Here is a 24,045-nt window from a genome sequence, read left to right as displayed (position 1 = left end):
AGGAGAGATTAAGTGTCAAACATTCTTACTGAAACCCAACGCGTTCAGAGCCAAGCGTATAAAGATCTTCTGGCTTATGTGGTCACCAATACGATCTCTGGCGAGATCATGGCGGTGAACAATTACACCACTATGGTGCCCTTGATTGATGACGTGGATGAAAAAATCCATGTGGTTAAGCAAGCGAGAGATGAGGGTGGCCATGTTAATGCGCTTTCAAAACTCGCGGCGCATGTCGATTTCCCAACCATGAAGGGCATGGTTGAGCCTCAGTGGAAAGAGATTGGCCGTTTTGTGAAAGAGCGTGCCAGAGAAGGGGATTTGACTGCCTGTATCATCGCGCAGGACATCATGGTTGAAACCTTCGCTACCGTGGCTTACACCGCCCTGCAACGCAACACGGACAAACATACGCGTAGTCTTGCTGCCAGTATCTACCTTGAAGAAGTGGCTCACTTGCAGCACGGTGTCGACCAAATTCATCGCATGCTCGATAACGATGCGGAAGACGTTCACCGTGCGTTTGAGATGGCACACAAAGCAGTGATGCCAGCCATGATGAGCATGGTGAATTACAACTGCTTTAGCCTCTGTGACCAGCTAAAAATCAAGTGTTCTACGGTGTCGCTGGGTGTGATCGAGCAAGATTTGGATCAACTGCGTATCGACGCTATTGATACTTATATGGAGAAAATCGATCGCATTGGATTAGATCCGAATCGTGTTGCCCCATTGTTTTCATCGCTCGTGGACGATGACCCTTCTAAATGGCAACCGAAAAACAAAGACGATATCTCAGGGATCAGTTGCTGCCATTGATGGCGAAACTCGGGCGAAGCTTATGCTTCGCCCAACTCAAACTTGGCCCAATATTGATTTGCAAGACATTAACAAGGATGAATGTGCATGCGTATTCTAGTTCTCGGTGCAAATGGTTACGTGGGGCGCTTGGTGTCAGCGGCCATTTTAATGGAAGCGAATCACCAAATTGTTCTGGCTTCGCGAAGCCCAGACTCCTTTGAGTCGTTGAAAAAGGACATTGTGCATCTCGCAAAGGATACGTTAGCAGCATCTGAGGAAGCGCTAACACTGAGTGACAGTGAGCTGGAAGCCCTGTTCGATACCGTGTGTTTCAACGACACATTGTTTGATGCACCTGAGGTTGTCGGTGTGGACATGGTGATTAACTGCATTGGCTCGGTGGAATACTTCAACGAAGAAAATCTTCAAGCGGTTAATGTAGAACTCACGGGCTGGATATTGGCGCAATCGAAAGCCAAAGGGATTGAGAAACACATCTACATTTCCACCGCCTTTGCCCCAGCCGTCAGCGACGGCCAAATTGAAGAGCGAGTTTATGGGGATGAAGGGGACGACCCAACGCTTTATACCAAAACCAAACGCAATGCTGAGCGTCAGGTAGCGGAATCTGGCCTCAACTACCTGATCATTCGCCCTTCCGTTGTGATTGGTGATAGCCGCACCGGACACTACGCGGGAAAGCGCTACGGTATCTACCAACTGTGGGATGGCGCCAAGCGGTTACTTCCGGAAAAAATCGATGTGATGCGGCTTGCTTGCCCCGATGGGCAGATGAATTTCCTGCATCAAGATGCGCTCATTGAAGTGATGCGCTTTGTGCTCCGCCATCCAATCGATAACAACATCATCAATCTGGTATCAGATTCCACGTTAGCGCCCACCATGGAAGATTTGTGGTCGTTGCTATTTCAAGAAATTGGTCAGCCTGAACAGCTTGAATGGGCAGCGAGTAATGACACCCTCGATTACCGCGGTTTGTCGCCGAGAGTGCGTGCGTTTAATGCGTTTTGTCGCACTAACTTGGAAATTGCGAGCAGAAAATGGACTTTTGATCGCTCCACCATCAATGCAATGAAGGCTCAAGGATTGCCATTTGCCGAGGCGCTACTGCCTAGTATCGGTGTGTGTCAGGCGCATTACATGTGGTTGTACAACGAAAACAAAGGACGAGTGTTTAATGAATAATGTGACCACCAAAGTATCGAGTTTTGAGCAGTTTCTCATTCGGTTGGTTTCATCCGTACTTGCCCGTCCCAAGCTCACGCTGATCATTGTGTTGGGCGCGATATTCGCGCTTGCTGGGGGATTGGCAACGTTGGAAGTGAATAACTCGGCACGTGTGTTTCTTGCTGTGGGTTCTCCAGAAAAAGTGGCTTTGGATGAACTAGAAGCTAACTATTCCAAAGACGAAAACGTTATGTTTGTGGTGGTTCCCCCAGAGGGAGAATCCGCCACTAGCCCCAAAACGTTGTCGCTCGTGCGTGCTTTGACCGATGAGTTGTGGCAATCCCCTTACGCGAGAAAAGTGACCTCCTTGGTGAACTTCATTGACCCTGTTGCCGATGCAGATGGCGGCGGAATGATTGTTGACGATTTGGTCATGACTGGGGAAGAAGGGAGCGCTGAAACGCAGGAGACCTTGTCTCGATTTTTTGAGGAACGGCCTGACGTTATCGGTAACTTGGTAGCGAAAGAGGGCAATGCCACCACAGTATTTTTAACGGTTGCCATGTCCAGCCAAGACTTGTTGGCCGTAAAAAAAGTGGCGCTGCATGCGCGTGAACTTCAACAAGCGTATCTTGAAAAATACCCGGATTATCAAATCTATCTGACAGGCTTAGTGATGTTGGATTATGCGCTCAACGAAGCCAGCGACAATGATTCGGGGTCACTGGTTCCCATCATGATTGTGTTGGTTTTAGTGCTGATCGGCGCATTATTTCGCGCGTTCGTGCCGCCTTTGATTGCGTTGATGGTGATCCTTCTCAGCATTCTTGCTTCCGTCGGCGCGGTGGCGTGGGCGGGTATTCAGCTCAATACTGCATCTGGGGCAGCACCGTTGATCATCCTTGTGTTGGCGGTCGCCAATGTGGTGCACATTCTGACGAAGACGTATCAGTTACGCCATACGATGCCAAACTCAAACCCCCAGACCATTATTCTTGCTGCGATGGCATACAACGTTGTGCCTCTGTCGCTCACCAATCTCACGACGTTTGTGGGCTTTATCAGCCTTAACTTTTCTGATGTTGTGCCGTTTGGCGAACTAGGCACTATCGCAGCGTTGGGGGTGCTAACCAGCCTGGTGGTTAACCTCACCATTACACCTGTGGTGCTGCAAGCGTGGTTATCTCGTCGTAAAAAGCCATTACCTCGTTTGCCTAATGTGCATTTTGGACGGCTGGCTGAACGCGTTTGTGTGAATGCGCGTTGGATCTTGTTTGTATTTGGGTCGCTTGGAGTCACTGCTTTGCTAGGTTTGCAGCTGATCACCTTCAATGACAATTTTGTTGAATACTTTGATGATCGCAATGCGTTCCGTGGTCAGACAGATAGCGTGCAGGAACATTGGGGCGGCATGGGGTTGATTGAATACTCCTTTGACGCGCCAACCGGTAAGACCGTCGCGGATTTGGCTTATTTGGAACAAGTAGACGCCTTCGCGCAGTGGCTTCGTCAGCAGCCCCATGTGAATGCTGTTATCGCGCTGCCTGACCATTTAGCACGATTGAATCAAGCCTTTAATAACCTTGATGCGCCAACGCTTGCCGACGACCCGTATCTCTCGTCGCAGCTTTTAACTACCTATGAAATATCTGCGCCATACGGGCACAGCCTCACTGACCGCGTCACGCCAGATTATGTCTCGTCTCGATTGTCAGTGATGACAGATAACTTGTCTTCAGCGGAAACTATTGAGATAGAAAAGGCGGCAGAGGATTGGATGCAACAGAACGCGCCACTACTTGCCGGAACGTCGGGCACGGGACTGTCGCTGGCTTTTGCATATGTGTCTGAACGAAACAGCATGTCCATGCTATTGGGTAATTTAACCACCATCGTTACCATCTCGTTCTTGCTGTTACTGGCTTGGCGTTCATGGACGATGGGGATATTCAGCCTGATCCCTAATTTGCTTCCTATCATGATCGTGTTGGGAATTTGGGGCTATTTTGTCGGCGAGATCAACTTGGCGGTCTCTGTGGTGGGGGCCATGGTCATGGGGATCGTGGTTGATGACACTGTGTATATTTTGACGAAATATCAGGAGTCGCGAAAACAGGGGGCTTCGGTGGAGCAAGCGGTGGTCGATGTGTACTCGGGCGTGGGGCTTGCGCTGATCACCACAACCGTGGTGATTGCTTTGGGTTTCGCGGTCATGGCGACATCGAGTTTCGCCATTAACGCCAACCTTGGTTTGTTAGCGCTTGGCGTGGTGATTGTGGCATTGCTTTACGATTTTCTGTTTATCCCCGCGCTGCTGATTACGGTGAATCATGCATTTCAACGACACACGGCTCAGGAGGTTTAGCATGGAAAAGACAATTCCTTTTGTACTGTCAGCGCTTTTGTTTTCGTCGCCATTGCTGTTTACGTCTTCATTGATGGCGGCAGACAATAACGCGGAAAAAGGGCGTGAAATCGCTGAGAAAATGGATCAATCCTATTCTGGTTATGGCACTTCTAGTGCCGATGGAGAAATGGTGCTCTATTTGGGTAATCGCGAAGTGAAGCGCTCGTTTCGTAGCCTGACGTTGGAAGACTTAGATAACTCTCCCTCGGAATACAATGTGCTGGTGTTTGAATCCCCCGGTGACATGAGAGGCATTGCGCTGCTCACCCATGCGAGAACCGAGCCCGTTGACGATAACCAATGGTTGTATCTGCCCGCAGCGTCCCGTACTAAGCGTATTTCTAGCTCCAATGTTTCGGGGAAATTCGTGTCATCTGAGTTTTCTTATGAAGATCTCGCGAAACAGGAAGTGGATGAATACACCTACCAATGGCTCGCGACAGAGCCTTGTCCAAACAGTGGTTTGACGTGTGAGGTGATAGAAACCTATCCCAAAAACAAGAACTCGGGCTACACCAAACGCGTGATTTGGGTAGACACGGAAGAGAATCGGGCTCAGAAGGTTGTTTTCTACAATCGTCATGGTGTTCATGAAAAAACACTGCTGCTGTCAGATTATACTTTGCCGGATAACGGGCGTTGGCGTCCACTGACGCTGGATATGGAAAATGCGCTAAACGGCAGAAGAACGGTAATGACGTGGTCGAATTATCAGTTTGGTGAAACGCTCAAAAAGAACGACTTTAAAAGCCAGCGATTACAGGCCCTGTCTCGCTAGCACTGGTGATTCGATGGTTAGCAACAAGCAATAACCGACCTTTGTTGCAGCAGTGCGTATCGACCAGAAAAATGGTGTTTTAATGGCCCATGTATTGGTCGATAAGTGCTTCGAGCTTGCTTTCTAGTGCGGTCTCAAAGTCGTCCAAACTATGATCCAAGCTCGAAAGGTATTTTGCGGCTTGGTCTTGGGTCATTTTCTTTCCGAGTACGTTGAACTGCATCTCAGGAAGACTTTTGTCATTTCGGGGTACAACATCAAGTGCGATGTGGTCGGTATTCAGTGCCTGCATCTCTTGCGTAATGTACTGACAGAAATCATCAATTTTGTCTGCGCCTTGTGGCCCCAAGCAGCCGGGTTCAAGGCGACAAATTACGCTTAATTTCATGTTGTCAGGTACTGAAGACGTGTTTCCCATACAAAAGGCTCCAAAGTGATTGTGTGCATACGGTTTAAAAAAGCATAAACCACAATCGGAAGCCATGCTGGTTTTGTCCATCGTTCACGTGCTTCAAGCACAGCGCCTTCGCGAGTAAGCAGAGCAAGATACGTGAATAGCGCGATGCAAGATCGGGGAGCGACCAGATCTTGGTAGGCACAACTATCAATTGGGAAGAAATGTGATTTCTGTTACACTTCTCGCCTCTCCAGTAAGTCGTGTTGATTACACTGGATTACCTAACACTAGGATTCGTTTTGACCAATAATGATATTTTGCGTCGTATTCGCTACGCGTTTGATTTTAAAGATAAAGCAGTCGTTGAAATTTTTGCTCTTGCTGACGTTACCGTGACGCAAGACCAAGTGGTTGCTTGGTTGAAGAAAGATGAAGACGCCGCGTTCGTTAAAATGAACGCTGTTGAACTGTCTTCGTTCTTGAACGGCCTGATCAACCTAAAACGCGGCAAGCGCGAAGGCGAACAACCTAAACCAGAAGCACGTTTGAGCAACAACATGGTGTTCCAAAAGCTTCGTATTGCGTTGAATCTTAAAGCCGAAGATATTTTAGACATCTTGGCGCTGGTGAACTTCAACATTAGCAAGCATGAACTGAGTGCGTTTTTCCGCAAGCCGGACAACAAGCATTACCGTGAATGTAAAGACCAGATTCTACGTAATTTCTTGACGGGTGTTCAGCGTCAACTGCGCCCAGACGATGTGACCGAATACGCTGAGTAATCGTGTGACCTTGTCATGAGAATCGCTGAGTAATCCGTTGGTATAACGTGGTGTTCAGCCAAAACAAAGCCCGACTCGTTCGGGCTTTGTTGTATCTGGGAGAGACTAAAGTGTTAGCGACAAATACGGGAGGTGCGGTTAACGGTTCTTCGATGCAAACTGTTTGATGCTGCGTTTGCTGTTGCTGCGGCGATTGGCCTTTTTGTCTCGCGGAGCGCGTTTACGTTCGCCCGTCGCGCTGGCTTCTGCGGGTTTGTCGGTCACAGGAAAACCATCCAATTCATTCAAGGCAAGCTCGCGGCCTGTGAGCTGACGAATTGCTGCTAGCGCGTCTTGTTCGCCGTGACATACCAATGACAAAGCAAGACCATTTTCACCTGCACGAGCGGTACGGCCTACGCGGTGTACGTAAACAGGGGCATTAGGCGGCAGATCAGCGTTGATCACCACAGGTAAGGCATCAATGTGAATACCGCGTGAAAGCAAATCGGTGGAGACCAGTACGGTGATATTTCCGGCTTTAAAGTCAGCCAACGTTTGTTCACGTGCGGCTTGGTCTTTGTCACCGTGCAGCGCTGCAACGGACACGCCCGCTTTGGCAACTTTTTTTGCTAAGGCATCAGCCGCATTACGCTCACCCACAAACACCAGCACTTGCTTCCAGTCATGCTGCTTGATTAATGCAATTAGCGCCTGCGCTTTGCTGCCCTTGTTAACCAAATACACGCGCTCTTCAATCTCATCGACCACGCTGTTCTTTTCGTCTGCTTCGATACGAACAGGCTTAAATAGCAATGCCAACGCCGCAGATTCAAGGGCAACGGGAAGGGTGGCGGAAAACAGCAGGGTTTGTCGCTTGGGAGGCATGGCGGCGATGATGCGCTGCACATCTGGCCAGAATCCCATTTCTAATAGGCGATCTGCTTCATCTAGCACCAAATGTTTTACCCCAGAGAGTGTCACAAGGTTTTGATTGATGAAGTCCAGCAAGCGGCCGGGTGTGGCAACGATGACTTGAGGCTGCAAGGCAAGTGCGGCGATTTGCTGTTCTGGCTCAACACCACCACAAAGGGTAAGCACTTTGATACCTAGTGATGTGCCGACATCTTGAAGAGATTGCGCGACTTGCATTGCCAGCTCTCGCGTGGGTACAAGTACTACATTTTGAATGTTGGTGTTCTCGATGTCAGTGCGCTGGAGCAGTGGTAGGCCAAAAGCCAGTGTCTTACCGCTGCCCGTTTGGGCCATGGCAAGCATATCGCTTCCTGCAAGCGCTACGGGAATGGCCTCTCGCTGTATTCGCGTTGGTGTAGATAAGTGGCTTGGCATTGCACTAAGCAAAGCAGGGGTCAGGTTCAGCGCAGAAAAGGTCATGGGCATTCACGTTTAGAAGTCAAAGTTTCAAGGCGCGGAGTCTACCAGTGTGTCGCGTGAAGTTGTACAGAAAAGCGGAGTGTGACCAAGGAAAATAGTCGCAAAAGGGTTATCTATCAGCGTTGCAATATTGAGGCTTTTTTGTGCAGATGGTTGTTTATTCGATAGCTTCTGATCTGTGATCTAGGTTGCATGGATGCAAACATAAATTGTTCAAAAAAATAGCCCTTGAAAATCGGAGGGAAAGGAGAGATTATCCGCGCCCTCCGTGTTTCTTACTCAGTGCTATTGTACTATGAACTTTACTCAGTTTGATTCGTTACCCCCTCCTCAGATTGCTGAAAGAGCGGCGGAAATTGGTGTTGCTAAGGCAACGAAAGATCCGGCGAAATCTTTTCTTCTGGCTATTTCTGCCGGTATTCATATCGGTATTGCATTTATCTTTTATACCACGGTTACCACGGGTGCGGGTGACATGCCTTGGGGCATGACACGCTTTGTCGGTGGGTTGGCGTTTAGCCTTGGCCTTATCCTAGTGATCATTACCGGTGGCGAGCTTTTCACAAGTTCGGTTCTCACTTTGGTGGCGCGAGCCAGTGGTAAGATTACCTGGAAAGCCTTATTTAAAAACTGGGCTGTGGTTTACGCAGGCAACCTCGTGGGGGCTGTTTTGCTGGTGGTTTGTATGCTCATTGCCAAACAGTACATGTTTGATGACGGGCAAGTTGGCATTAATGCCATGAAGATTGCAGAGCACAAGCTGCATCATGGTTTCTTGCAAGCTGTCGCGCTCGGCATTATGTGTAATGTGCTGGTGTGTATTGCGGTTTGGATGACCTATAGCGGTCGCACGCTAACGGACAAAATCGTGGTGATGATTTTACCTGTCGCCATGTTTGTTTCGGCGGGTTTCGAGCACTGCATTGCGAACATGTTCCAAGTGCCAATGGCGATCGGTATTAAGTATTTTGCACCAGAATCCTTTTGGCAGATGACAGGCACGAATATCGCTGATTTCGCTGACTTGAACATGATGACGTTTGTGGTTAACAACCTGATCCCTGTGACATTGGGTAACATTATCGGCGGCGGTTTGTTCGTGGGTATGTGGTATTGGATGATTTACCTGCGCGATTAATGGCGACGGATTGATAGTCAAATTTCTACCGTGCGCTAAATGGCGTGAACGGGGTAGGCCAATGGCAATTGCCATTGGCCTTTTTTGTTGCTCGAAGGTCGAGGTCGAAGCGACAAAAGTGAAGAGATAGGGCGCTTTAGTTGCTTGAGCCGCTATCGTCTTTTTGCATTTGACACTCAGGGGCTTCTGAACCTTCTGGGCAGTCAGTCTTGGTTTCGCTGGCTAAAGCCATACCTGAAAATAAAACCGCAAACGCTAACATCATTGTTTTCAACATATTCATAGTTCGTTCTCCTTTTCCTGTGGAGTCTTGGGTTAAGTGTTTTGCTGCAGCCAGTACACTTTGGTTCAATAGGAAGGGGAGAATGTTAGCGTTCGGTAATGGTTGTGTTAGGCGAAAATGGAGTCCAACTAAATAGACATACGTTGATAAACTGTCCGAAAGGGGGCGTGGTGTTGACGACAAAAACTGGAAGCGGTGTTTAACATTTCTACTTGTAGCGTGAGGGGGGAGGGCATGATGAAGGTTGGCTTCTGCGTTGCAAAATGTTGTTCAGGAAAGGGTTACGGGGATGACTATTGATAAGACCGTAAGTGAAAGGAAAACGAATGTTGATTCAGTGTTCGAGGCAACATGAGATATCCACTCGACTTTGCTCTTTAAGCCATGCTGAGTGAATATCACACTGGATAGATGGGTGATTCAATTGAGCGCCATTCAGCTCTCCATGCTCAGCTCTCAATGCTCAGGTCTCGATAGATACGTCTTTGATGGGGGAGCTACAGCAACTCAGAATGTAGCCTTCTTCTATTTCTTCTTCACTGATCCCGCCGTTATGCTCCATGTTCACTTCACCAGACAGCAAGCGAACCTTACAGGATCCACAGATACCCATGCCGCACGCTTTGGGCACGTGAATTCCCAATTTGGCACTGGCAGCATGAATGGTTTCGCTCTCATTGACAGTGACCGACATACCTTCGTCAATGAATTCGACGGCAAACCCAGTGCTAGGTTGCTCATCGGCAATCAATGCTTGTTCAGCGGACTCTTCTGCATCTTCAATCGCATCTGGTGGTGTTTCGCCGAAGCTCTCTTCATGGTAGCGACTCATGTCGTAACCAAGGTCGATCAGCATTGTGCGTACCGCTCGCATGTAAGGCTCAGGGCCACAGCAATACACTTCGCGTTGCAGCACGTCAGGGGCAATCAGTAGCAGCAGAGCTTGGGTGAGAAAGCCGCGGTAGCCATGCCAGCTCTCTCCAATGTCATAGCGTTCGCAAATGATGCTGAGTTCGAAGTTATCAATGCGTGACGCTATCAATTCGAGTTCTTTAAGGAAGATAATGTCTTTGGGGGTTTGGGCGCTGTGAACAAACTTCATGTTAACCGCGCCGTTGGTGTCATACCACCAACGCGCCATCGACATCACGGGGGTTATCCCTACGCCCCCGGAAAGGAACAAGGCCTTGTCGGTGGGGAAATCAATACAGTTGAAGTTCCCAATAGGGCCATGTACCGCCAGTTCGTCGTCGACGCGTAAGTTGTCGTGTAGCCAATTAGAGACTTGCCCGTTTTTGACCCGTTTTACGGTAATCGAGAAGCTATAGGGAACAGAGGGTGACGAAGACATGGTGTAACTGCGCATGACTTGCTCGTCATCGATGAGCAACTCTAAGGTGACAAATTGTCCTGGCTTAAAGAAGAGCAGCATGGGTGTTTGGCTGACAAAGCAGAAGGTTTTAACGTCATGAGTTTCTTGAATGATTTTGACACAGCGCACCAAATGACGCCCGTTAGACCACGTTTGGGTGCTTACTGGGTTGAGGCTATTCTCTACGTTTGTGTCCATTTCACTCATTGCCATCGTCCCCAAGTTGCGCGTGCTATTCGCGAGTCATCATCCATCTGTTGTCGCTGCTCAATCTATGATCGAAGCATGTCATTGAACACGTGATAGAAATGTGACGATCACGCGTTCAACATGCGAGTCAGCTACAACAGATTTTGGGTTGATTTTCGCCATGCGAATTACGCAAACACGACATCGACATGCCTTAAATGACCACGGCTATCCCAAGTTTTCTTTTAGGCGCTCACAGTACCAATTGACGAAATTTATCACGCCAAACTCAAAGGTCTTCGAATAAGGGCCGGGACGATAAGCCACTGAGTTAACACCGCGTTGGTTATTTTCCGCTAAGGATCGGTCTTGCGCATTGGTGGCGGTCCAAACCGCACTGAGGTTTTCTGGATCGTAATCGACGCCTTCGACGGCATCTTTGTGTACCAGCCAACGAGTGACGACGCGGGTCTCTTGTGGGCTAACAGGAATGATTTGAAATGCAATCAGGTTGTCGCTCATGCCGTGATTCCATGAGTTGGGCAGGTGCAGTATACGCAGTGCACCAAGATCAGGAATGGGGACTCTGCCGAGTAACTTTTTACTCGCGACTTGCCCGTCCAATGTCATGGAGTGAGTGCCTGCTTTCAATGGTGTCCTTACAATTCGGCTGCGGTTGTTATAAGTGCCGGTAAATAGGTAAGGGATGTCGATACCATCCCAAAGCGCTTGTTTTTCTGCGACTAACGCTTTGAATTCTGGTGTTGAACGTGGATCGTTGTTGTCATCCCACTCAAGTAACGATGCTAACAACTCAGGGTGTGATCCTTCGCAGTGGTAACACTCTCGGTTATTTTCGACTACCAATTTCCAATTGGCTTTTTCGATGATCTCGCTTTGAACCGCTATCTTGGTGTTGTCCATGTCGAAAGGTTCTAGGTAGTGATTTAAATCATCGAGAAACTCTTGAATCGGCGGTGGGTTATCTGACAAGCACACGAAGATGTAGCCACCCGCTGATTTGCATTGCACTGGGTGAAGATTGAATTGTGTTCTATCGAAATCATCACCCATGTCAGATGCGTACACGAGCGAACCATCCAAATCGTATGCCCACTGGTGGTATGGACAAACCAATTTGGGTGATTTTCCTTTGCTCGCCAAGCATATCTTTGAGCCGCGATGGCGGCAGACATTATGGAAGGCACTAATTTCATTCTTGTTGTCGCGAACGATCAAGATAGGGTTGCTACCGATCTCTAGGGTGAAAAAACTGCCTTTTTTAGGGAGTTCACACGTCATCCCAGCGAATATCCACTCTTTACCAAAGATCTCTTCCATGTCGATGCGAAACAGCTCTGGGTTGTTATAAAAGGGCTGTTCTAGCGTGTAGTCAGGAATACGTCGCTCGAGCATGGTTTTCACCATTTCTCTATCAATCGGTGCAGCATCGAGATTCTTTACGGGAAGTTGACTCATGGCCCTTTCCTTACTTCAACAGTCACAAAACGTTTTTCGGCTTCTTGCCATCGCTTTCAAACCCCAAATCCTACAGGTCTCATTGGGAACAAAATCAGCGCGGGGCTAGCGGCGCATATACGTCGAATAATGGCGCGTTTGAAATAAGGGTATTTATGTAATTACGACGTTTTACGCGCCATTTTACGACGGTAATGCTGGTTGCTCTGAAAGATGCGGTTAGGTAGCAACGCATGCCTCAAGGTGCTGAGGTCGAGAGTCATCAGATAAATGAATCTGCGTGTTGCATTGTTTATTAATGAAAGTGGTTTCATTTTTTTGCGCTATAAATATTTCAGTCATTAGTGTCGCATTTATAAAAATATCGTATTTAAGTTATATTTTTAACATGTCTGACCTCTTTAAAATTAATGAATGGGATCACGATCAACATTGTTGGCTTATTGCGTCGACTAGGCTATTTCAAACCCGTTTTCGAATCGCGTATTTAAAAAGGCGAATTTGGAATTCTAAAATAAAAGGACGGTTTTAAATGAAGAAGTTTATCGCAATGTTATCGCTCGCGGCTGCCTCTCTTTCTATGCCTACGTTTGCCGCTATTGGTCAATACCCCGTTGTGTTGGTTCATGGCTTAAACCCTTCTCAACTGCAGTCTAGACCTGATGCGACAGAGGTTAGGGCTGATGGCGAGGAGTATTGGCAGGAGTATTGGCTTGCTCATGCAGACGTGCGCATAGATTGGCCTTCTCATGAGCGTATTGCTGGGGAAATAGCCAGTGATTATGTTTGGCCGAAATTAAAACAACTAGCACAAAGTAATACCTGTATTAATGGTTGTGTTTTTGTCACGCATTCAACAGGAGACTTGGTTGCTCGTTATATTTTAGATAATCAAGAAAACTGGCTTTTAAACGCTGGCTTAACACCTATTAATATTATTTCTACGTTTGATTTTGCTGGTGCTGGTGGTGGTTCTGAACTTGCAGACATGGCGGTAAATATTGCAGAAGGTGGCGGTGTTTTAAACGCATCATTAAGATTGGCTATCTCGCTTTGGTTGGGTGATATTCCCAATAGCAACAATGTTGGTGTGCTAAACGATCTAAAAGTGGCGAATGCTCGCCAGATCGCTCCGTTTCCGGATGGCAGAGTGCCGCGAGTACGCTTTGTTGGGGATGATTCTGAATACTTTGGGTTAACTTCACCGTTCTTACCGGGACACGATGATGGCGTCGTGTCTTCACATTCTTCTTGTGGTGCGAGTCGCTCTGGTAGCTTTGGTAGTTGTTCCACCTCTGTCGCGTTTGATGGAAAAGTGACTTATCAGTCAAATGGTGTATCCAGTTTTATGCCGCGTCATTACCCGATGATGATGGGAAGCGGGTATGGTCATGGTGAACTGATTGGCGATAGTCATGAAGGGAAAGTGACGACAGCGCGAAGCAGCCTGAACTTAGCGAATGGTCAGACGATTTCCGTGGGTACCTACGATCAATGGTCGTGGTGGACATGGTCGACTTATCGCTATGTGAATAACTCGGATGATCTCACCATGTCCGAATTAGTGACTGATCTACTCTAACGTTAAGCCCAAGTACCGCAGGGGTGCTTGGGCAGAGTAACCATGCCACTGGCGAGTCGCATGGCTTTTAGTTGTCAGGCTTCTAGTCGCCTAAGTGCGGAACACTCGTTAAGTCAAAGGAATTCCAAATGAAGTCAAGTAAGGTGCTCATGGCGGTGCTAAGTGTCGGAGTTGTTGGTTTGGCTGTGTGGCTCATGTTCGTCGATCAACCCTCGCCTAATGCGGCGGTTGTGCATGAAAAAACCATAGAAGAAAAAACTGTGACATCTGCTTCGACGCCTGTCTTACCGACTAATCCAAACCGCGACACGCCTTCTTTGGCTAAGCAAGCGCCTAAGGGGGAAGACGTGGTGGTATCAGAAGAAATGGCGGTGCAGTTTTCTCGTATTGCACAAACTTTTGAGAGTGAATTGGATTTCCCTCCGTATTCGCAGCCAATCTTGGATTCTGCGAGCCCCTATCTTTCGCCTAATCACTTTTCTGTCGTGGAAATGCCTGTGTTGGATGGCACTGATTCAGCCGCATTGGTGATGGACAAATACCGTTATTTTTTCCCTGAGCCACTTTCTTTTAAGGTAAAGAGTGGGTTGGCTGTCGAGAGCATGTCATTCTCGCTTATTGACACGGAAACACGCTCGGTTGTTGCGACAGGAACCAGTGAGAATCAACGTGGAGAACTGTTTGCGAAGGAGAGTTGGCCAGCCAATGTTCGCCTCCGAGTTGTGGTTGAATTTGAGAGTGGAACCGATGTTTTGACTGCGGATATCAATTATCAAAACCCAGTGGCTTATGTGTTGTCACTGCAACCTTCCTATGTGGCTGGCGCAGATTGGGTGCTCCCATTGGATGTTGATGCCAAGCAGGAGGGGTTATATCGACTTCGAGCAAACCTATATCAAAGTGATGGAATTCCGGTGGCGGTGCTTGTCAGCAAGCAGCGGCTCACGCTTGGGGAAAATGTGATGGATTTGAAAGCTCATCAGTCAGTTTTTGGCGGAATGAAGGGAGAATACCAACTCCGAGATCTTCAACTGGAGCGCATGTCCGGATTTCCCGGAGAGGATACCCGTTACGGTGTATCGGTTCTTTCTGTGATTGAATTGGGAGAATTTGATGCGGGGGACTTGTCGGGTGACGCCTATGAACCGTCAGAGCAAGAGCAGCAGCAACTACTCTTCTTAAAAAGTCTCGCGGGAGAGGTGTGACACTGTATAAATATATTTACAGTCGTGTGCGTTAATCTTTCCGTTGGGAATTGTCGTTACATCCGTTTGTTTCATGGTGATTTCACAATAAGCGTGATATACATCTCGTCGAAATTATTGTTGTCCAATTTTCTGACTTAAGTTTCAGTAAGCTCTTGCTTTGTAGCACGTTTGTAATGTGTGTTTGTGGCAAGGGATATAGACATTGGCCCCCTTTTTTTTGCTGATAACAGCAAGTTCCGCAAGGTTTTCAAAAGCAATGAAGCCAAATAAACAGGATGTGGTGTACTACCTCGTTTTGCTTTGTGTGCCATTATTTTTTTGTGTCGCATCAGGACTATACTTGTCCAAACTATCGGTTGACCATCATGCCAAAGACTTTGGCCAATTCTATTTGCAGATACTTGGACGCAAGGCCGATGTCTTGTCTGCTCAAGTAGGGGTTGCTTTAAGTCAGCCTGAGAAATGTGAAGAAATTGATTCTCGAATGGCGATGTGGCGTTATATTGACGACTACGCAACGGTCAAAGATGGCGACATACTGTGCCAATCCAACCCACTAATTGATTGGGGTAGCAGCAAGTTTTCGGCAAAAACACTGGAACCGGGCTTACACCATTACCTTAAAAAGTCATCAGATAGTACCGCTGATATTGTTCTAATGATTGTCACTGAGAAAACTAGCAGTGGTCAGGGTTTTGCGGTGCTGACGGAGCAAGCTTTTCATGAGTATCTTGATCTTGTCCCTTCTTCGCGATACAGCAAATTAACTATTTGGATTGGTGACACGGCAATCGTGGGAAGACGCCATGCTGATCAAGTTATCGCCAATTCTGTGGAGTCAGGTGATCATCATATTAGTATTGGTGCACTGGCGTCGGACACCTACGTCAATACAACGATGGCGATGTTTGTTTTATCAAGCATACCCGTTGCGCTTATGATATCGCTGATGGCTCATTTTCTGATTTGCTATTTTGCACCACGTCTGTCATTGGCAGACGATATTAAACGCGGCTTGGATCGTAAAGAGTTCTACCTGCAATATCAGCCTATTTATGGCAATGATAATAAACTGCATGGATTCGAAGCATTGGCGCGTTGGCAGCATCCTAAGATGGGTAACGTTAGCCCAGAAATCTTTATTCCGGAAATCGAAAATCAACAACTGAGTATGTTGTTCACCCGCTATGTATTTGAGCGTGTGGTACAAGATATTGGCCCGCTTAATTTGACCAAGCCCTATCATTTGGGGGTGAATGTGCCGCCGTCGTTTATGTGCAGTGACGAACTCGATACAACGTTGAAGTCGACATTGGAGGCATTTCAGCGCGTGAACTTATTGTTGACCTTGGAAGTGACCGAGCGACAGTTATTGGACGAAGAAGCGATTAGGCATATTGATGCGGTTCGTCAGCTTGGTATTCGCGTTGCGATTGATGATTTTGGGGTAGGGCATACGTCATTATCTATGTTGCAACGCGTGCATTTTGATTATTTGAAAATTGATAAGTGCTTTGTTGATACCGTGGGGGTCGATTCGATTAACGCACCCGTGTTGGAATCCATCATAGAGCTCGCGCATCGCCTAAATGTAAACATTGTGGCGGAAGGTGTTGAAAAAATTGAACAATCCTCCTTCTTATCAGCACGAGGTTGTCAGTTCCAACAAGGCTATTTGCATGACAGACCCTTGTCGATTGAAACCATAAGTTCACGCTTTGTTTTTGGTTAACGACTGATATTGTTCTAAACGGATTGAAAGGTTGTTCTGGACTGATCGATTGACTGAAAAGAAGACGAGCGTTATAGCTCGTCTTTTTTATTTTCCGTGCTCCTACTGCCTTGATGTTGTTAGTTGGGGACATGCAGTTCAGTGGATGGGGGATGGATTTCGACACATACTGAATTTAGGGCGCGTTAACATCGGTAATAACACAGAGATTTAGTTTAGTTATTGGAAATATAAGCTATTCTTTTTAATGGTATTAACGATTTAAACTGAGAATAGTGTTTGGAAGCAATTAAGCAAACTGAATCCATTTCCATTGAACATCAATGGCAAGCAGAGTTGGTGGGAACAGAAATGTTCTGGGCCGACTTGCTTGATGATGAGCGATTTGCTGACGAATCCGGTAGCATGAGTCAATATGTTATTGATTATCGTGCTAATTTAAAAAACCACATTGTTAACGTTATTGCTAAACCTCGTGTATTTCTATTCGGACTTCGCGAAAAGGTCCGTTTCAATTACTTCCGCCAACCTAGTTACAACTTTCTGACCAAGAAAACCAAGTTTCATTTGTTGGTGGGTGTGAAAGCCAAACCCGTGACAATCTCCATTAAACTCAGCGATTTTTTCTTTAAAGATCTCCCTAGGCCAAAAATCATTCTTGAGCCTCACTTTGTGACTTTGATGAAAAGTCAGGCGGATAACGTCACCTTGTCTGTGCACGATTTTCTTTCAACGGTTGGGATTGATCTCGGGTTTCAATGTGACGTGATTGCGACTGGAAGCAGCTTGTCGCCATATTGGGGGGAAATAGAGGATGAGAGTCAGAGTCTAACGGCCTTTTTTAATGAAGCGAAAAGGTACGAGGCGAAAGGGAAAGATTTGGTGGTATACCTAAATGACTATCAACTGAGTACGACAAGCAGTTTGTTGAGCAATGCTGTTGTGGATGAAAATATTGACGGTCTTTTTGAGCAACCCTTTGATGGTATCTCTGATAAGGAAGAGCCTGATGAAGATGCGAACAACAAGAGTTTGGAGATGGATGCGTATCAACTGTTGATGCTTTCCCGATGCTTCACGCTCTATTTTCTTGGCCGAGACGTGAGAAATTCAGTGATGATAAAAAACGCTGAGAATAACCTTTCTCGATACATGAAAAGGATGTCGGTATCCCTTATCGATATTGATCATGCTTACCTCAGTGAAGGTGATTACATAAACCTTGGTTCACAAGAAATTCCACACTCATCTTCACATGTTTTTTCTATTGAACAAGAGCAGGGCAAGTTGTCTATGGAAAAGCCTACCGAGTGATCGATAGGCTGATGAGTTCTAGACAAACTGTGGTTGGTATTCTTGCAACGCCTTTTCGAGCATCGCAACACCACGAGGTAAATCTGCTTCGCTATTTAGCCCTTGAATGGTTGATCCCAATGCGTGAATCGTGCGGAATATGTTATGCACGCGACATTGCTCTCCCATCTGTCCAACGCGGATGATATTCAAACCAAATGAGCCGGAAATCTCTACCTTAAAGTCGTGAGAGATGCGCGTCAGGATCGCCTTTTGATCAAGGCCATTGGGTACGTTAATACCTACCACTGAATTTAAACGTGAAGGCTTGTCAGCGAACAAAGACAACCCTAATCCTTCGATGCCAGCCTGCAGGGCGAGGGAGCACCTCAAGTGTCGGTCAAATCGGCTCGGTAACGTTTCTTCGCACACAAGACGCAGAGCTTCATGTATCGCCATGATGCCGGAAACTGGAGCGGTGTAGTGGTAAGAGCTTTGGTACCAGAACTGGTCCGCGAGCTTGGCGTCTAAACACCAGTGACGCAATGTGTCTTGTCTCGCCGTTATTTTGTCCCATGCATCTTCGGAAAACGCCACAAGCGATACACCAGGAATACAACTTAAGCCTTTTTGACCACCGGTAATGACTGCATCAACACCCCATTCATCCATATAAAGTGGCATGGTACTTAGCGTACATACCGCATCGACGATCACTAAACATCCCGCGGCTTTCGCTGCACGACAAATGTCTGGTAGAGCGCCATTACAGACGGTGTTTGAGGTTTCACCTTGGACGATGGTCAGGACTTTCGGGGCATGCTCTGCAATCGCTTTGGCAACGTGAATGGGGTCTGCAGCCTGCCCTTCTTCAATGATCAGACGCGTTACATTGCCTTCAACGCGTGAAGACATTTCGGATAAACGGTTGCTGAAAAAACCATTACAAACCGACAGTACGTTATCACCAGGTGCAACCAAATTGGCAATGGCCATTTCCATGGCGGCAGAACCGGGGCCTGCAACACCTAAAATGTGTGATGACTCGGTTTGGAAAACATAGCGCGACATCGCTTTCACCTGCTCGATGATACGAGACATGGTTTCACCAAGGTGATTGATGACGATGCCATTGGCGGCGGCCACTTTGGCTGGAATGGGTACTGGGCCCGCCCCCATCATTAGCAGTGGTTCATCTGGCAATATGGTATCTAATGATTCTACGATTGGGGCGGAAATGCGCACGCAGTAACTCCTGTTGAATGAAACGTCCATGTATCACTTTCAGCAAACACAGCTTGGTGAGCGAGTGGTATCGACACCAAGTATCTTGAGATTGCTTGGGTATAAGGCATCTTAAAACAGCCGCTCACGGATTGCGAGTTGGGCAGGGAGTGCAGAGATGATTAAGTGGAAAATGGACGTCATCACCCGTTTCGTCTTCATTATGCATGGAAATGGTGAATTTCCCTTGGATGCTTCGCATTATGAATTTGATTGCATTCTCTTTGATAGCACAGGTGTCAAAGGATGAGCTGATTACACTATACCCACACAACCTGAATCCTGCATCTTGAGGTTGTTTGGGTATAGAGGGCAGGTTCACTCGCGCTGACATTAAGTGGTAGGAGGCTCGATGCAAATGGTCTGGTTAGACACAGTAATAGGCTTACTATGGGGCTTCTGGCTTGCCATGTATTTGGATAGATTTTATGCCAAGCAAGTGACAGCCGTTCACTTGTGTGTCTTTGTGTTTGTTCAAAAGAGTTTTAAAACCAACAGAGCCTTGGGGTCTTTCATTAATCTGTCGGTGCTTTGCCTGTTTTTGATGGCAGCGTCAGCGTTGATCGGACACTTTGTGGAAAGTTGGGGACTGTTTGTGTTGGGTTGGATCTTGGGTTATGGCATTTATCTCCTACGTTTTTCGCAACCCAAACCGGATGTTCAGCGACGGGTTTGATGTTTCGCGAAAGTGGCTAAACTGCAGCCTTTAACCACGCCTATTGAAGCTGTTTGGGTATAGAAGTCATCCAATTGACATCAAAATTGGCAAATTGTCGCTTTTGACCTTGACCCTAGCAGGGTTTTCCTCGATAACGCAGTTAGATGATTTTACCTTTTATACAGCGCTGATATGGATACTGATCTACTACGCACATTTTTGGAAGTGAACAAAACTCGCCATTTCGGTAAAGCGGCGACGAATCTCTATCTGACGCAATCGGCAGTGAGTTTTCGTATCCGTCAGCTTGAAATTAAATTGGGTACGCCTGTTTTCACACGTAAACGTGGTGATTTACGTTTGACGTCGGCGGGTGAGCGTTTTGTTCCTTATGCTGAAAACATTCTACAAACGTGGGGACGCGCGCGTCAGGATGTCGCGCTAACTGACTCTTACCAGCAGCAACTTACGGTTGGAGCAACATCCCTAATTTGGGAACTGGAAAGTAGCAGTGATTGGCTTGAGCAGGTGCAAATAGTGCAGCCTGAATGGGCATTGCGCACAGAGTCTTTGAGTCGCCAGCAAATCTCTAATGCGTTGTTAGAAAAGTTAGTGGACGTGGTCTTGACCAGTGAGCCCCCTAAACTGGCGGACTTACAGCAACAACGTGTGACGAACTTTGAGCTGATCTTGGTATCCAGCGAACCTGACCAAGACATGGAGAGTATTGCGGAATTACCTCTTGTTTATTTGGACTGGGGAACGCGCTTTGGTGTCGAACACAGTCGTATCCCTTCGCTACAACGCACGCCAGTGCTTCATAGTCACGGGTGTCAGCCTGCTTTAACCTTTTTGTTGAAACGCGGTGGCGTGGGCTTTTTACCGTCAACGGTGGCAAAACCTTGGATCGAATCGGGTCAGTTGTATCGTGTTGAAGATAGCCCTTCGATGGCGAATGAATTGTTTATGGTCTGGTTGTCTGGCAATGACAAGCATGATGACATTGAAGAACTTGTGTCGTTGATGACCGCTTAGCAGGTAATTGTCGCTGTTTTGTTTCGGTTGTATTTGACCCTGTTATCGACGCACGATAACAGGGTGCTATGCCAGACACCTTCCATCGTTTTCCTTCGCTCTCCTCTTTACCGATCTTCTTTGCCCTCTGCGTCCTCATCGTCAACTCGTCGTAGCTAGTGACATCAACTGTCTCCATAACTGTACTCTTTGGTGTTTGTTCAATATTGAACATATGGTTTAGTCGCTTACGCTTGGTGAATAAATAACCATAACGCTTTGGGTTGTCATGGTTTATTGACGAACGTGACGGAAATTTGGCACACCTGACTGTGTACAAAAATATTTGTTGATGAATGCGATTAATGGTTTGGTTTTTGGTGATCTAACTCGCATAATGCGCGAAATTTTAGCGTTGTCGTCACACGTAACACAGTCAGGTATAAAAGACATATGTCCCTTAACAACATTTCCATTCGGTACCAAATTCAGTTTCCCATTATTATTTTGGTTCTCTGCGTTTTTTCGGTTCTATTTTTTGCCAAAAGTGAGGTGGAATCGTCCATTCTTGCGACCAATAATACGGCGCGTCAAGCTGCTGAAGATAAAGATTACATATCCAAACTTGCAGACATTACTTGGGCGATGCGTGTAGAGGCAATTTATGGCATCTATGATCAAGCAAGAACGAAGGATATGGCGAACAAGGTGTCGGTACTCGGTAGAGAAGCACTCGACATTACTCGCAACATGGCGCAAACAGCGCAACTGCGTGACCTTGTTATGCAAGTTGAGGAAAGTATTGGTGATTATGTCCGCTATACAGACGCAACGGCCCAGCCAACGATTGAAGGCTATTTCAACAGTCAAGTTGATGTATCACGTTATAACACCATGGTGAACGAATACCGTCATATGGGTAGCGACATGATGGAAGCGATCAACAAACTATCGGCGTTCATCAATCCTTTGGTTGAGCAAGATTTGAAGCGCTCTGATGAGAATAGTGACGAAGCGATTTTCACCACGGGAATCGTGCTGATTGTTTCTATATTAATCGCGATGATCTTCAGCTGGTGGATGTCTAGCGTTATCGCTAAGCCGCTTGAAGTTCTACAAGAGGTTATGCGTAAAGTGGCGATGGGTGACTTGAATGTCTCTGCGAATGAAGAAGGGTCTAATGAGCTGGCGCTTCTGGGACGCGATACGAACAAGACGATCGAACAACTGCGCCACACGGTGAAAACCTTAGTAGGGATCAGTGATGAAGTGGCTGCGGCATCAACTGAGCTAGCGACGGTGATGACGCAATCTTCGGCGAATGCGCAACAAGAGCAAGGTGAGATCGAGCAAGTGGCATCGGCAGTGACTGAGCTTTCGAGCACGGCGGACAATGTGTCAGACAATGCTGTGAATGCGGATCATGCGGCGCGTCAAACTGATGAATTGGCTTCTCAAGGCATGGCAGTGTTCCAGCAAAGCTCTGAAGCCGCTGAGCAAATGGTGGAATCTATTGAGAACACGGCGTCTGTTGTGTCTAATCTGCGTGAGCAATCTGAACGTATTAGCCATGTTGTTGAAGTGATCCGCGGTATTTCAGAACAAACAAACTTGCTGGCATTGAATGCAGCCATTGAAGCAGCGCGTGCTGGCCATTCTGGTCGTGGCTTTGCGGTGGTTGCTGATGAAGTGCGTATGCTGGCGGCGCGAACTGAAGAATCGACGAAAGAAATCCAACAAATCATTGAAGGGCTTCAAGGACAGGCATCTCAAGCGGGTGACAGCATGGGTATGTGTATGGATGTTCTCGCACGCACGCAGACCTTGAGCCAACAAGCGAATGATGCGCTAATTGGTATCACACAATCGGTGGCACAAATCACGGACATGAACACCTTGGTGGCAACTGCCGCAGAGCAACAGTCCGCGGTGACGCAAGACATCAACCGTAATATCACGAATATGTCGTACATTATTACCCAGAATGTTACAGGTATCAGCCAAAGTGCACAGGCGAGTTTGGAGTTGTCTAAGCTGGCAGAAAGCCAGAAGCAAGAGCTTGCATTCTTCCGCATGTAAGCCTGAGCCAAGTAGTAGCGGTTAGGCTTTATTTTATTGCGCCATGCCCCTAGGGGTGTGGCGTTTTTTATTTCAGTGCGATCTGGATGATTTCAATGACTGTCTGGTAGCGTTGAGGCAATTGACGATAGCGCTTCTGCGCGAGATAAACCTGCTGATACACAGGGTGGCGTAAGGAGAGGCAACGTAGCTTGTCTCTTTCCGCGAAGCTATCAACCACACTTTCCGGTAAGACGGTAAAACCAAGTCCTTGCGAAACGGGCAATAAGATTTGCGCTAGTTGATTTACATAGCCGCTATCTTGAAAACCCTCTAAACCTCGGTAGTGTTTAGGGTAGTTCTTCGACAGAACCAAATCGGCGTACTGGTTGGCGTCAGGGTGTTGGATAAATCCGAGTTGGGATAGTGTGTGATAGTCCTGCGGGTCGACCTGACTGACTGACGGCACCACCAAGCACAGCGATTCTTTACCTATTAGTGTTTCTTCGATAGAGGGGTGGTTAATAGGTTGCGTACTAATACCTATGTCGATCACGTTCTCCATGAGTTGGGCATGAATGCGAGACGCTGGTGCGGCTTCAATGTGAACGGATAATTCTGGGTGTTGTTGCTGATGAGCAAGTAACAGCGGATAGATTTTCATTGCCATGGCACCAGAGCAGGCAATGCGAATGGGACCTTGATTGGGATTGTCTTCTTTCAGTTGCGCGAGAAATGCCTCTTTAAGCTGTTTTTGCGAGGCGATGTACTCGTTAAGCAGCGTGCCAGCTTGGCTTAATTCAAACTGCTTACCCTCTCTGAAAATCAGTGCTTCACCGAGCGCATTCTCCAACTTTTTGATGTGTTGGCTAACGCCTGGCTGTGTCATAAACAGGCACTCAGCGGTTTTAGTGAAACTTTGGGTTTTAACCAAGGTTTCGAATGTGATTAGCCATTTTGGATTCAGCATGGTTTCTTTATAAATTTTGCTTATTTATTTAATGATAATGGATAAATTTCCGCGGTCA

20 protein-coding genes are annotated in these 24,045 nt (G+C 47.1%); 13 read left to right on the top strand and 7 right to left on the bottom strand.

Annotation, left to right across the window (positions count from 1 at the left end):
* Positions 1-12: 12 nt before the first annotated feature.
* The 4 genes from L4D06_RS16715 to L4D06_RS16700 all read left to right on the top strand — a co-directional run bounded on the left by L4D06_RS16715 (position 13) and on the right by L4D06_RS16700 (position 5,174).
* A complete protein-coding gene (locus L4D06_RS16715; protein WP_274165065.1) occupies positions 13-819 on the top strand; it encodes a ferritin-like domain-containing protein in 807 nt (268 codons plus the stop codon).
* 87 nt (positions 820-906) lie between these two features.
* A complete protein-coding gene (locus tag L4D06_RS16710) occupies positions 907-2,007 on the top strand; it encodes an NAD-dependent epimerase/dehydratase family protein (RefSeq protein WP_429740482.1) in 1,101 nt (366 codons plus the stop codon).
* A complete protein-coding gene (locus L4D06_RS16705; protein WP_429740481.1) occupies positions 2,000-4,354 on the top strand; it encodes an efflux RND transporter permease subunit in 2,355 nt (784 codons plus the stop codon). The genes L4D06_RS16710 and L4D06_RS16705 overlap by 8 nt, the downstream gene beginning before the upstream one ends.
* Position 4,355: 1 nt before the next feature.
* Entirely contained in the window at positions 4,356-5,174 is an 819-nt protein-coding gene (locus L4D06_RS16700) for an outer membrane lipoprotein-sorting protein (protein WP_429740480.1), read from the top strand.
* A 79-nt stretch (positions 5,175-5,253) separates the two neighbouring features.
* Here L4D06_RS16700 and L4D06_RS16695 read toward each other — a convergent pair whose 3' ends face one another.
* A complete protein-coding gene (locus L4D06_RS16695) occupies positions 5,254-5,592 on the bottom strand; it encodes a hypothetical protein (protein ID WP_274165069.1) in 339 nt (112 codons plus the stop codon).
* 278 nt (positions 5,593-5,870) lie between these two features.
* On the opposite strand from L4D06_RS16695, the gene L4D06_RS16690 reads away from it, so the two are divergent.
* Positions 5,871-6,353 (top strand): YehS family protein, encoded by a 483-nt coding sequence (locus L4D06_RS16690; RefSeq protein WP_274165070.1) that lies wholly within the window; start codon positions 5,871-5,873, stop codon positions 6,351-6,353.
* 138 nt (positions 6,354-6,491) lie between these two features.
* Here the strand turns inward: L4D06_RS16690 and L4D06_RS16685 are convergent, their stop codons facing one another.
* Positions 6,492-7,727, bottom strand: coding sequence for a DEAD/DEAH box helicase (locus L4D06_RS16685; RefSeq protein ID WP_429740479.1), 1,236 nt, complete (start codon positions 7,725-7,727; stop codon positions 6,492-6,494).
* 295 nt (positions 7,728-8,022) lie between these two features.
* Between L4D06_RS16685 and focA the strand changes: the two genes are divergently transcribed.
* Complete coding sequence (focA, locus tag L4D06_RS16680; RefSeq protein ID WP_274165072.1) at positions 8,023-8,865, top strand: formate transporter FocA; 843 nt, start codon at positions 8,023-8,025, stop codon at positions 8,863-8,865.
* A 136-nt stretch (positions 8,866-9,001) separates the two neighbouring features.
* Here focA and L4D06_RS16675 read toward each other — a convergent pair whose 3' ends face one another.
* From L4D06_RS16675 to L4D06_RS16665, 3 genes are all read right to left on the bottom strand, one after another.
* Entirely contained in the window at positions 9,002-9,148 is a 147-nt protein-coding gene (locus L4D06_RS16675) for a hypothetical protein (protein ID WP_274165073.1), read from the bottom strand.
* 463 nt (positions 9,149-9,611) lie between these two features.
* On the bottom strand, positions 9,612-10,727 hold the full coding sequence (locus L4D06_RS16670) for an FAD-binding oxidoreductase (protein ID WP_274165074.1): 1,116 nt from the start codon (positions 10,725-10,727) through the stop codon (positions 9,612-9,614).
* Positions 10,728-10,937: 210 nt separating this feature from the next.
* Positions 10,938-12,188, bottom strand: a complete 1,251-nt coding sequence (locus L4D06_RS16665) for an aromatic ring-hydroxylating oxygenase subunit alpha (RefSeq protein ID WP_429740478.1) — start codon at positions 12,186-12,188, stop codon at positions 10,938-10,940.
* Positions 12,189-12,720: 532 nt separating this feature from the next.
* Here L4D06_RS16665 and L4D06_RS16660 point away from each other — a divergent pair.
* From L4D06_RS16660 to L4D06_RS16645, 4 genes are all read left to right on the top strand, one after another.
* Positions 12,721-13,770, top strand: a complete 1,050-nt coding sequence (locus L4D06_RS16660) for a hypothetical protein (RefSeq protein ID WP_429740477.1) — start codon at positions 12,721-12,723, stop codon at positions 13,768-13,770.
* A 128-nt stretch (positions 13,771-13,898) separates the two neighbouring features.
* Positions 13,899-14,975, top strand: coding sequence for a hypothetical protein (locus L4D06_RS16655; RefSeq protein ID WP_429740476.1), 1,077 nt, complete (start codon positions 13,899-13,901; stop codon positions 14,973-14,975).
* A 343-nt stretch (positions 14,976-15,318) separates the two neighbouring features.
* On the top strand, positions 15,319-16,710 hold the full coding sequence (locus L4D06_RS16650) for an EAL domain-containing protein (RefSeq protein ID WP_429740475.1): 1,392 nt from the start codon (positions 15,319-15,321) through the stop codon (positions 16,708-16,710).
* Positions 16,711-16,989: 279 nt separating this feature from the next.
* Entirely contained in the window at positions 16,990-18,024 is a 1,035-nt protein-coding gene (locus L4D06_RS16645; protein ID WP_429740474.1) for a hypothetical protein, read from the top strand.
* An 18-nt stretch (positions 18,025-18,042) separates the two neighbouring features.
* Here the strand turns inward: L4D06_RS16645 and L4D06_RS16640 are convergent, their stop codons facing one another.
* Positions 18,043-19,248 carry a pyridoxal-phosphate-dependent aminotransferase family protein gene (locus L4D06_RS16640; RefSeq protein WP_429740473.1) on the bottom strand — a complete coding sequence of 402 codons (1,206 nt, stop codon included), beginning with the start codon at positions 19,246-19,248 and terminating at the stop codon, positions 18,043-18,045.
* Positions 19,249-19,639: 391 nt separating this feature from the next.
* Between L4D06_RS16640 and L4D06_RS16635 the strand changes: the two genes are divergently transcribed.
* From L4D06_RS16635 to L4D06_RS16625, 3 genes are all read left to right on the top strand, one after another.
* A complete protein-coding gene (locus tag L4D06_RS16635; protein WP_274165081.1) occupies positions 19,640-19,963 on the top strand; it encodes a hypothetical protein in 324 nt (107 codons plus the stop codon).
* Positions 19,964-20,137: 174 nt separating this feature from the next.
* The gene (locus L4D06_RS16630) at positions 20,138-20,980 is read left to right on the top strand and encodes a LysR family transcriptional regulator (RefSeq protein ID WP_274165082.1); all 843 of its coding nucleotides are present in this window, start codon (positions 20,138-20,140) and stop codon (positions 20,978-20,980) included.
* Between the two features lie 432 nt (positions 20,981-21,412).
* Complete coding sequence (locus L4D06_RS16625; protein WP_429740472.1) at positions 21,413-23,038, top strand: methyl-accepting chemotaxis protein; 1,626 nt, start codon at positions 21,413-21,415, stop codon at positions 23,036-23,038.
* 67 nt (positions 23,039-23,105) lie between these two features.
* Here the strand turns inward: L4D06_RS16625 and L4D06_RS16620 are convergent, their stop codons facing one another.
* The gene (locus tag L4D06_RS16620; RefSeq protein WP_429740471.1) at positions 23,106-23,987 is read right to left on the bottom strand and encodes a LysR family transcriptional regulator; all 882 of its coding nucleotides are present in this window, start codon (positions 23,985-23,987) and stop codon (positions 23,106-23,108) included.
* Between the last annotated feature and the right edge of the window lie 58 nt (positions 23,988-24,045).

Source organism: Enterovibrio makurazakiensis (assembly GCF_050336585.1).
Classification (GTDB): Bacteria; Pseudomonadota; Gammaproteobacteria; order Enterobacterales; family Vibrionaceae; genus Enterovibrio; species Enterovibrio gelatinilyticus.
Note: the sequence above shows the minus strand (reverse complement) of the source record. Positions and strands in the feature narration are given on the sequence as shown.

Coding starts and splice junctions, on each gene's coding strand:
- L4D06_RS16710 (WP_429740482.1), top strand. CDS start 907: ATGCGTATTCTAGTTCTCGGTGCAAATGGTTACGTGGGGCGCTTGGTG.
- L4D06_RS16705 (WP_429740481.1), top strand. CDS start 2,000: ATGAATAATGTGACCACCAAAGTATCGAGTTTTGAGCAGTTTCTCATT.
- L4D06_RS16700 (WP_429740480.1), top strand. CDS start 4,356: ATGGAAAAGACAATTCCTTTTGTACTGTCAGCGCTTTTGTTTTCGTCG.
- L4D06_RS16695 (WP_274165069.1), bottom strand. CDS start 5,592: ATGGGAAACACGTCTTCAGTACCTGACAACATGAAATTAAGCGTAATT.
- L4D06_RS16685 (WP_429740479.1), bottom strand. CDS start 7,727: ATGACCTTTTCTGCGCTGAACCTGACCCCTGCTTTGCTTAGTGCAATG.
- focA (WP_274165072.1), top strand. CDS start 8,023: ATGAACTTTACTCAGTTTGATTCGTTACCCCCTCCTCAGATTGCTGAA.
- L4D06_RS16675 (WP_274165073.1), bottom strand. CDS start 9,148: ATGAATATGTTGAAAACAATGATGTTAGCGTTTGCGGTTTTATTTTCA.
- L4D06_RS16670 (WP_274165074.1), bottom strand. CDS start 10,727: ATGAGTGAAATGGACACAAACGTAGAGAATAGCCTCAACCCAGTAAGC.
- L4D06_RS16665 (WP_429740478.1), bottom strand. CDS start 12,188: ATGAGTCAACTTCCCGTAAAGAATCTCGATGCTGCACCGATTGATAGA.
- L4D06_RS16660 (WP_429740477.1), top strand. CDS start 12,721: ATGAAGAAGTTTATCGCAATGTTATCGCTCGCGGCTGCCTCTCTTTCT.
- L4D06_RS16655 (WP_429740476.1), top strand. CDS start 13,899: ATGAAGTCAAGTAAGGTGCTCATGGCGGTGCTAAGTGTCGGAGTTGTT.
- L4D06_RS16635 (WP_274165081.1), top strand. CDS start 19,640: ATGCAAATGGTCTGGTTAGACACAGTAATAGGCTTACTATGGGGCTTC.
- L4D06_RS16630 (WP_274165082.1), top strand. CDS start 20,138: ATGGATACTGATCTACTACGCACATTTTTGGAAGTGAACAAAACTCGC.
- L4D06_RS16625 (WP_429740472.1), top strand. CDS start 21,413: ATGTCCCTTAACAACATTTCCATTCGGTACCAAATTCAGTTTCCCATT.
- L4D06_RS16620 (WP_429740471.1), bottom strand. CDS start 23,987: ATGCTGAATCCAAAATGGCTAATCACATTCGAAACCTTGGTTAAAACC.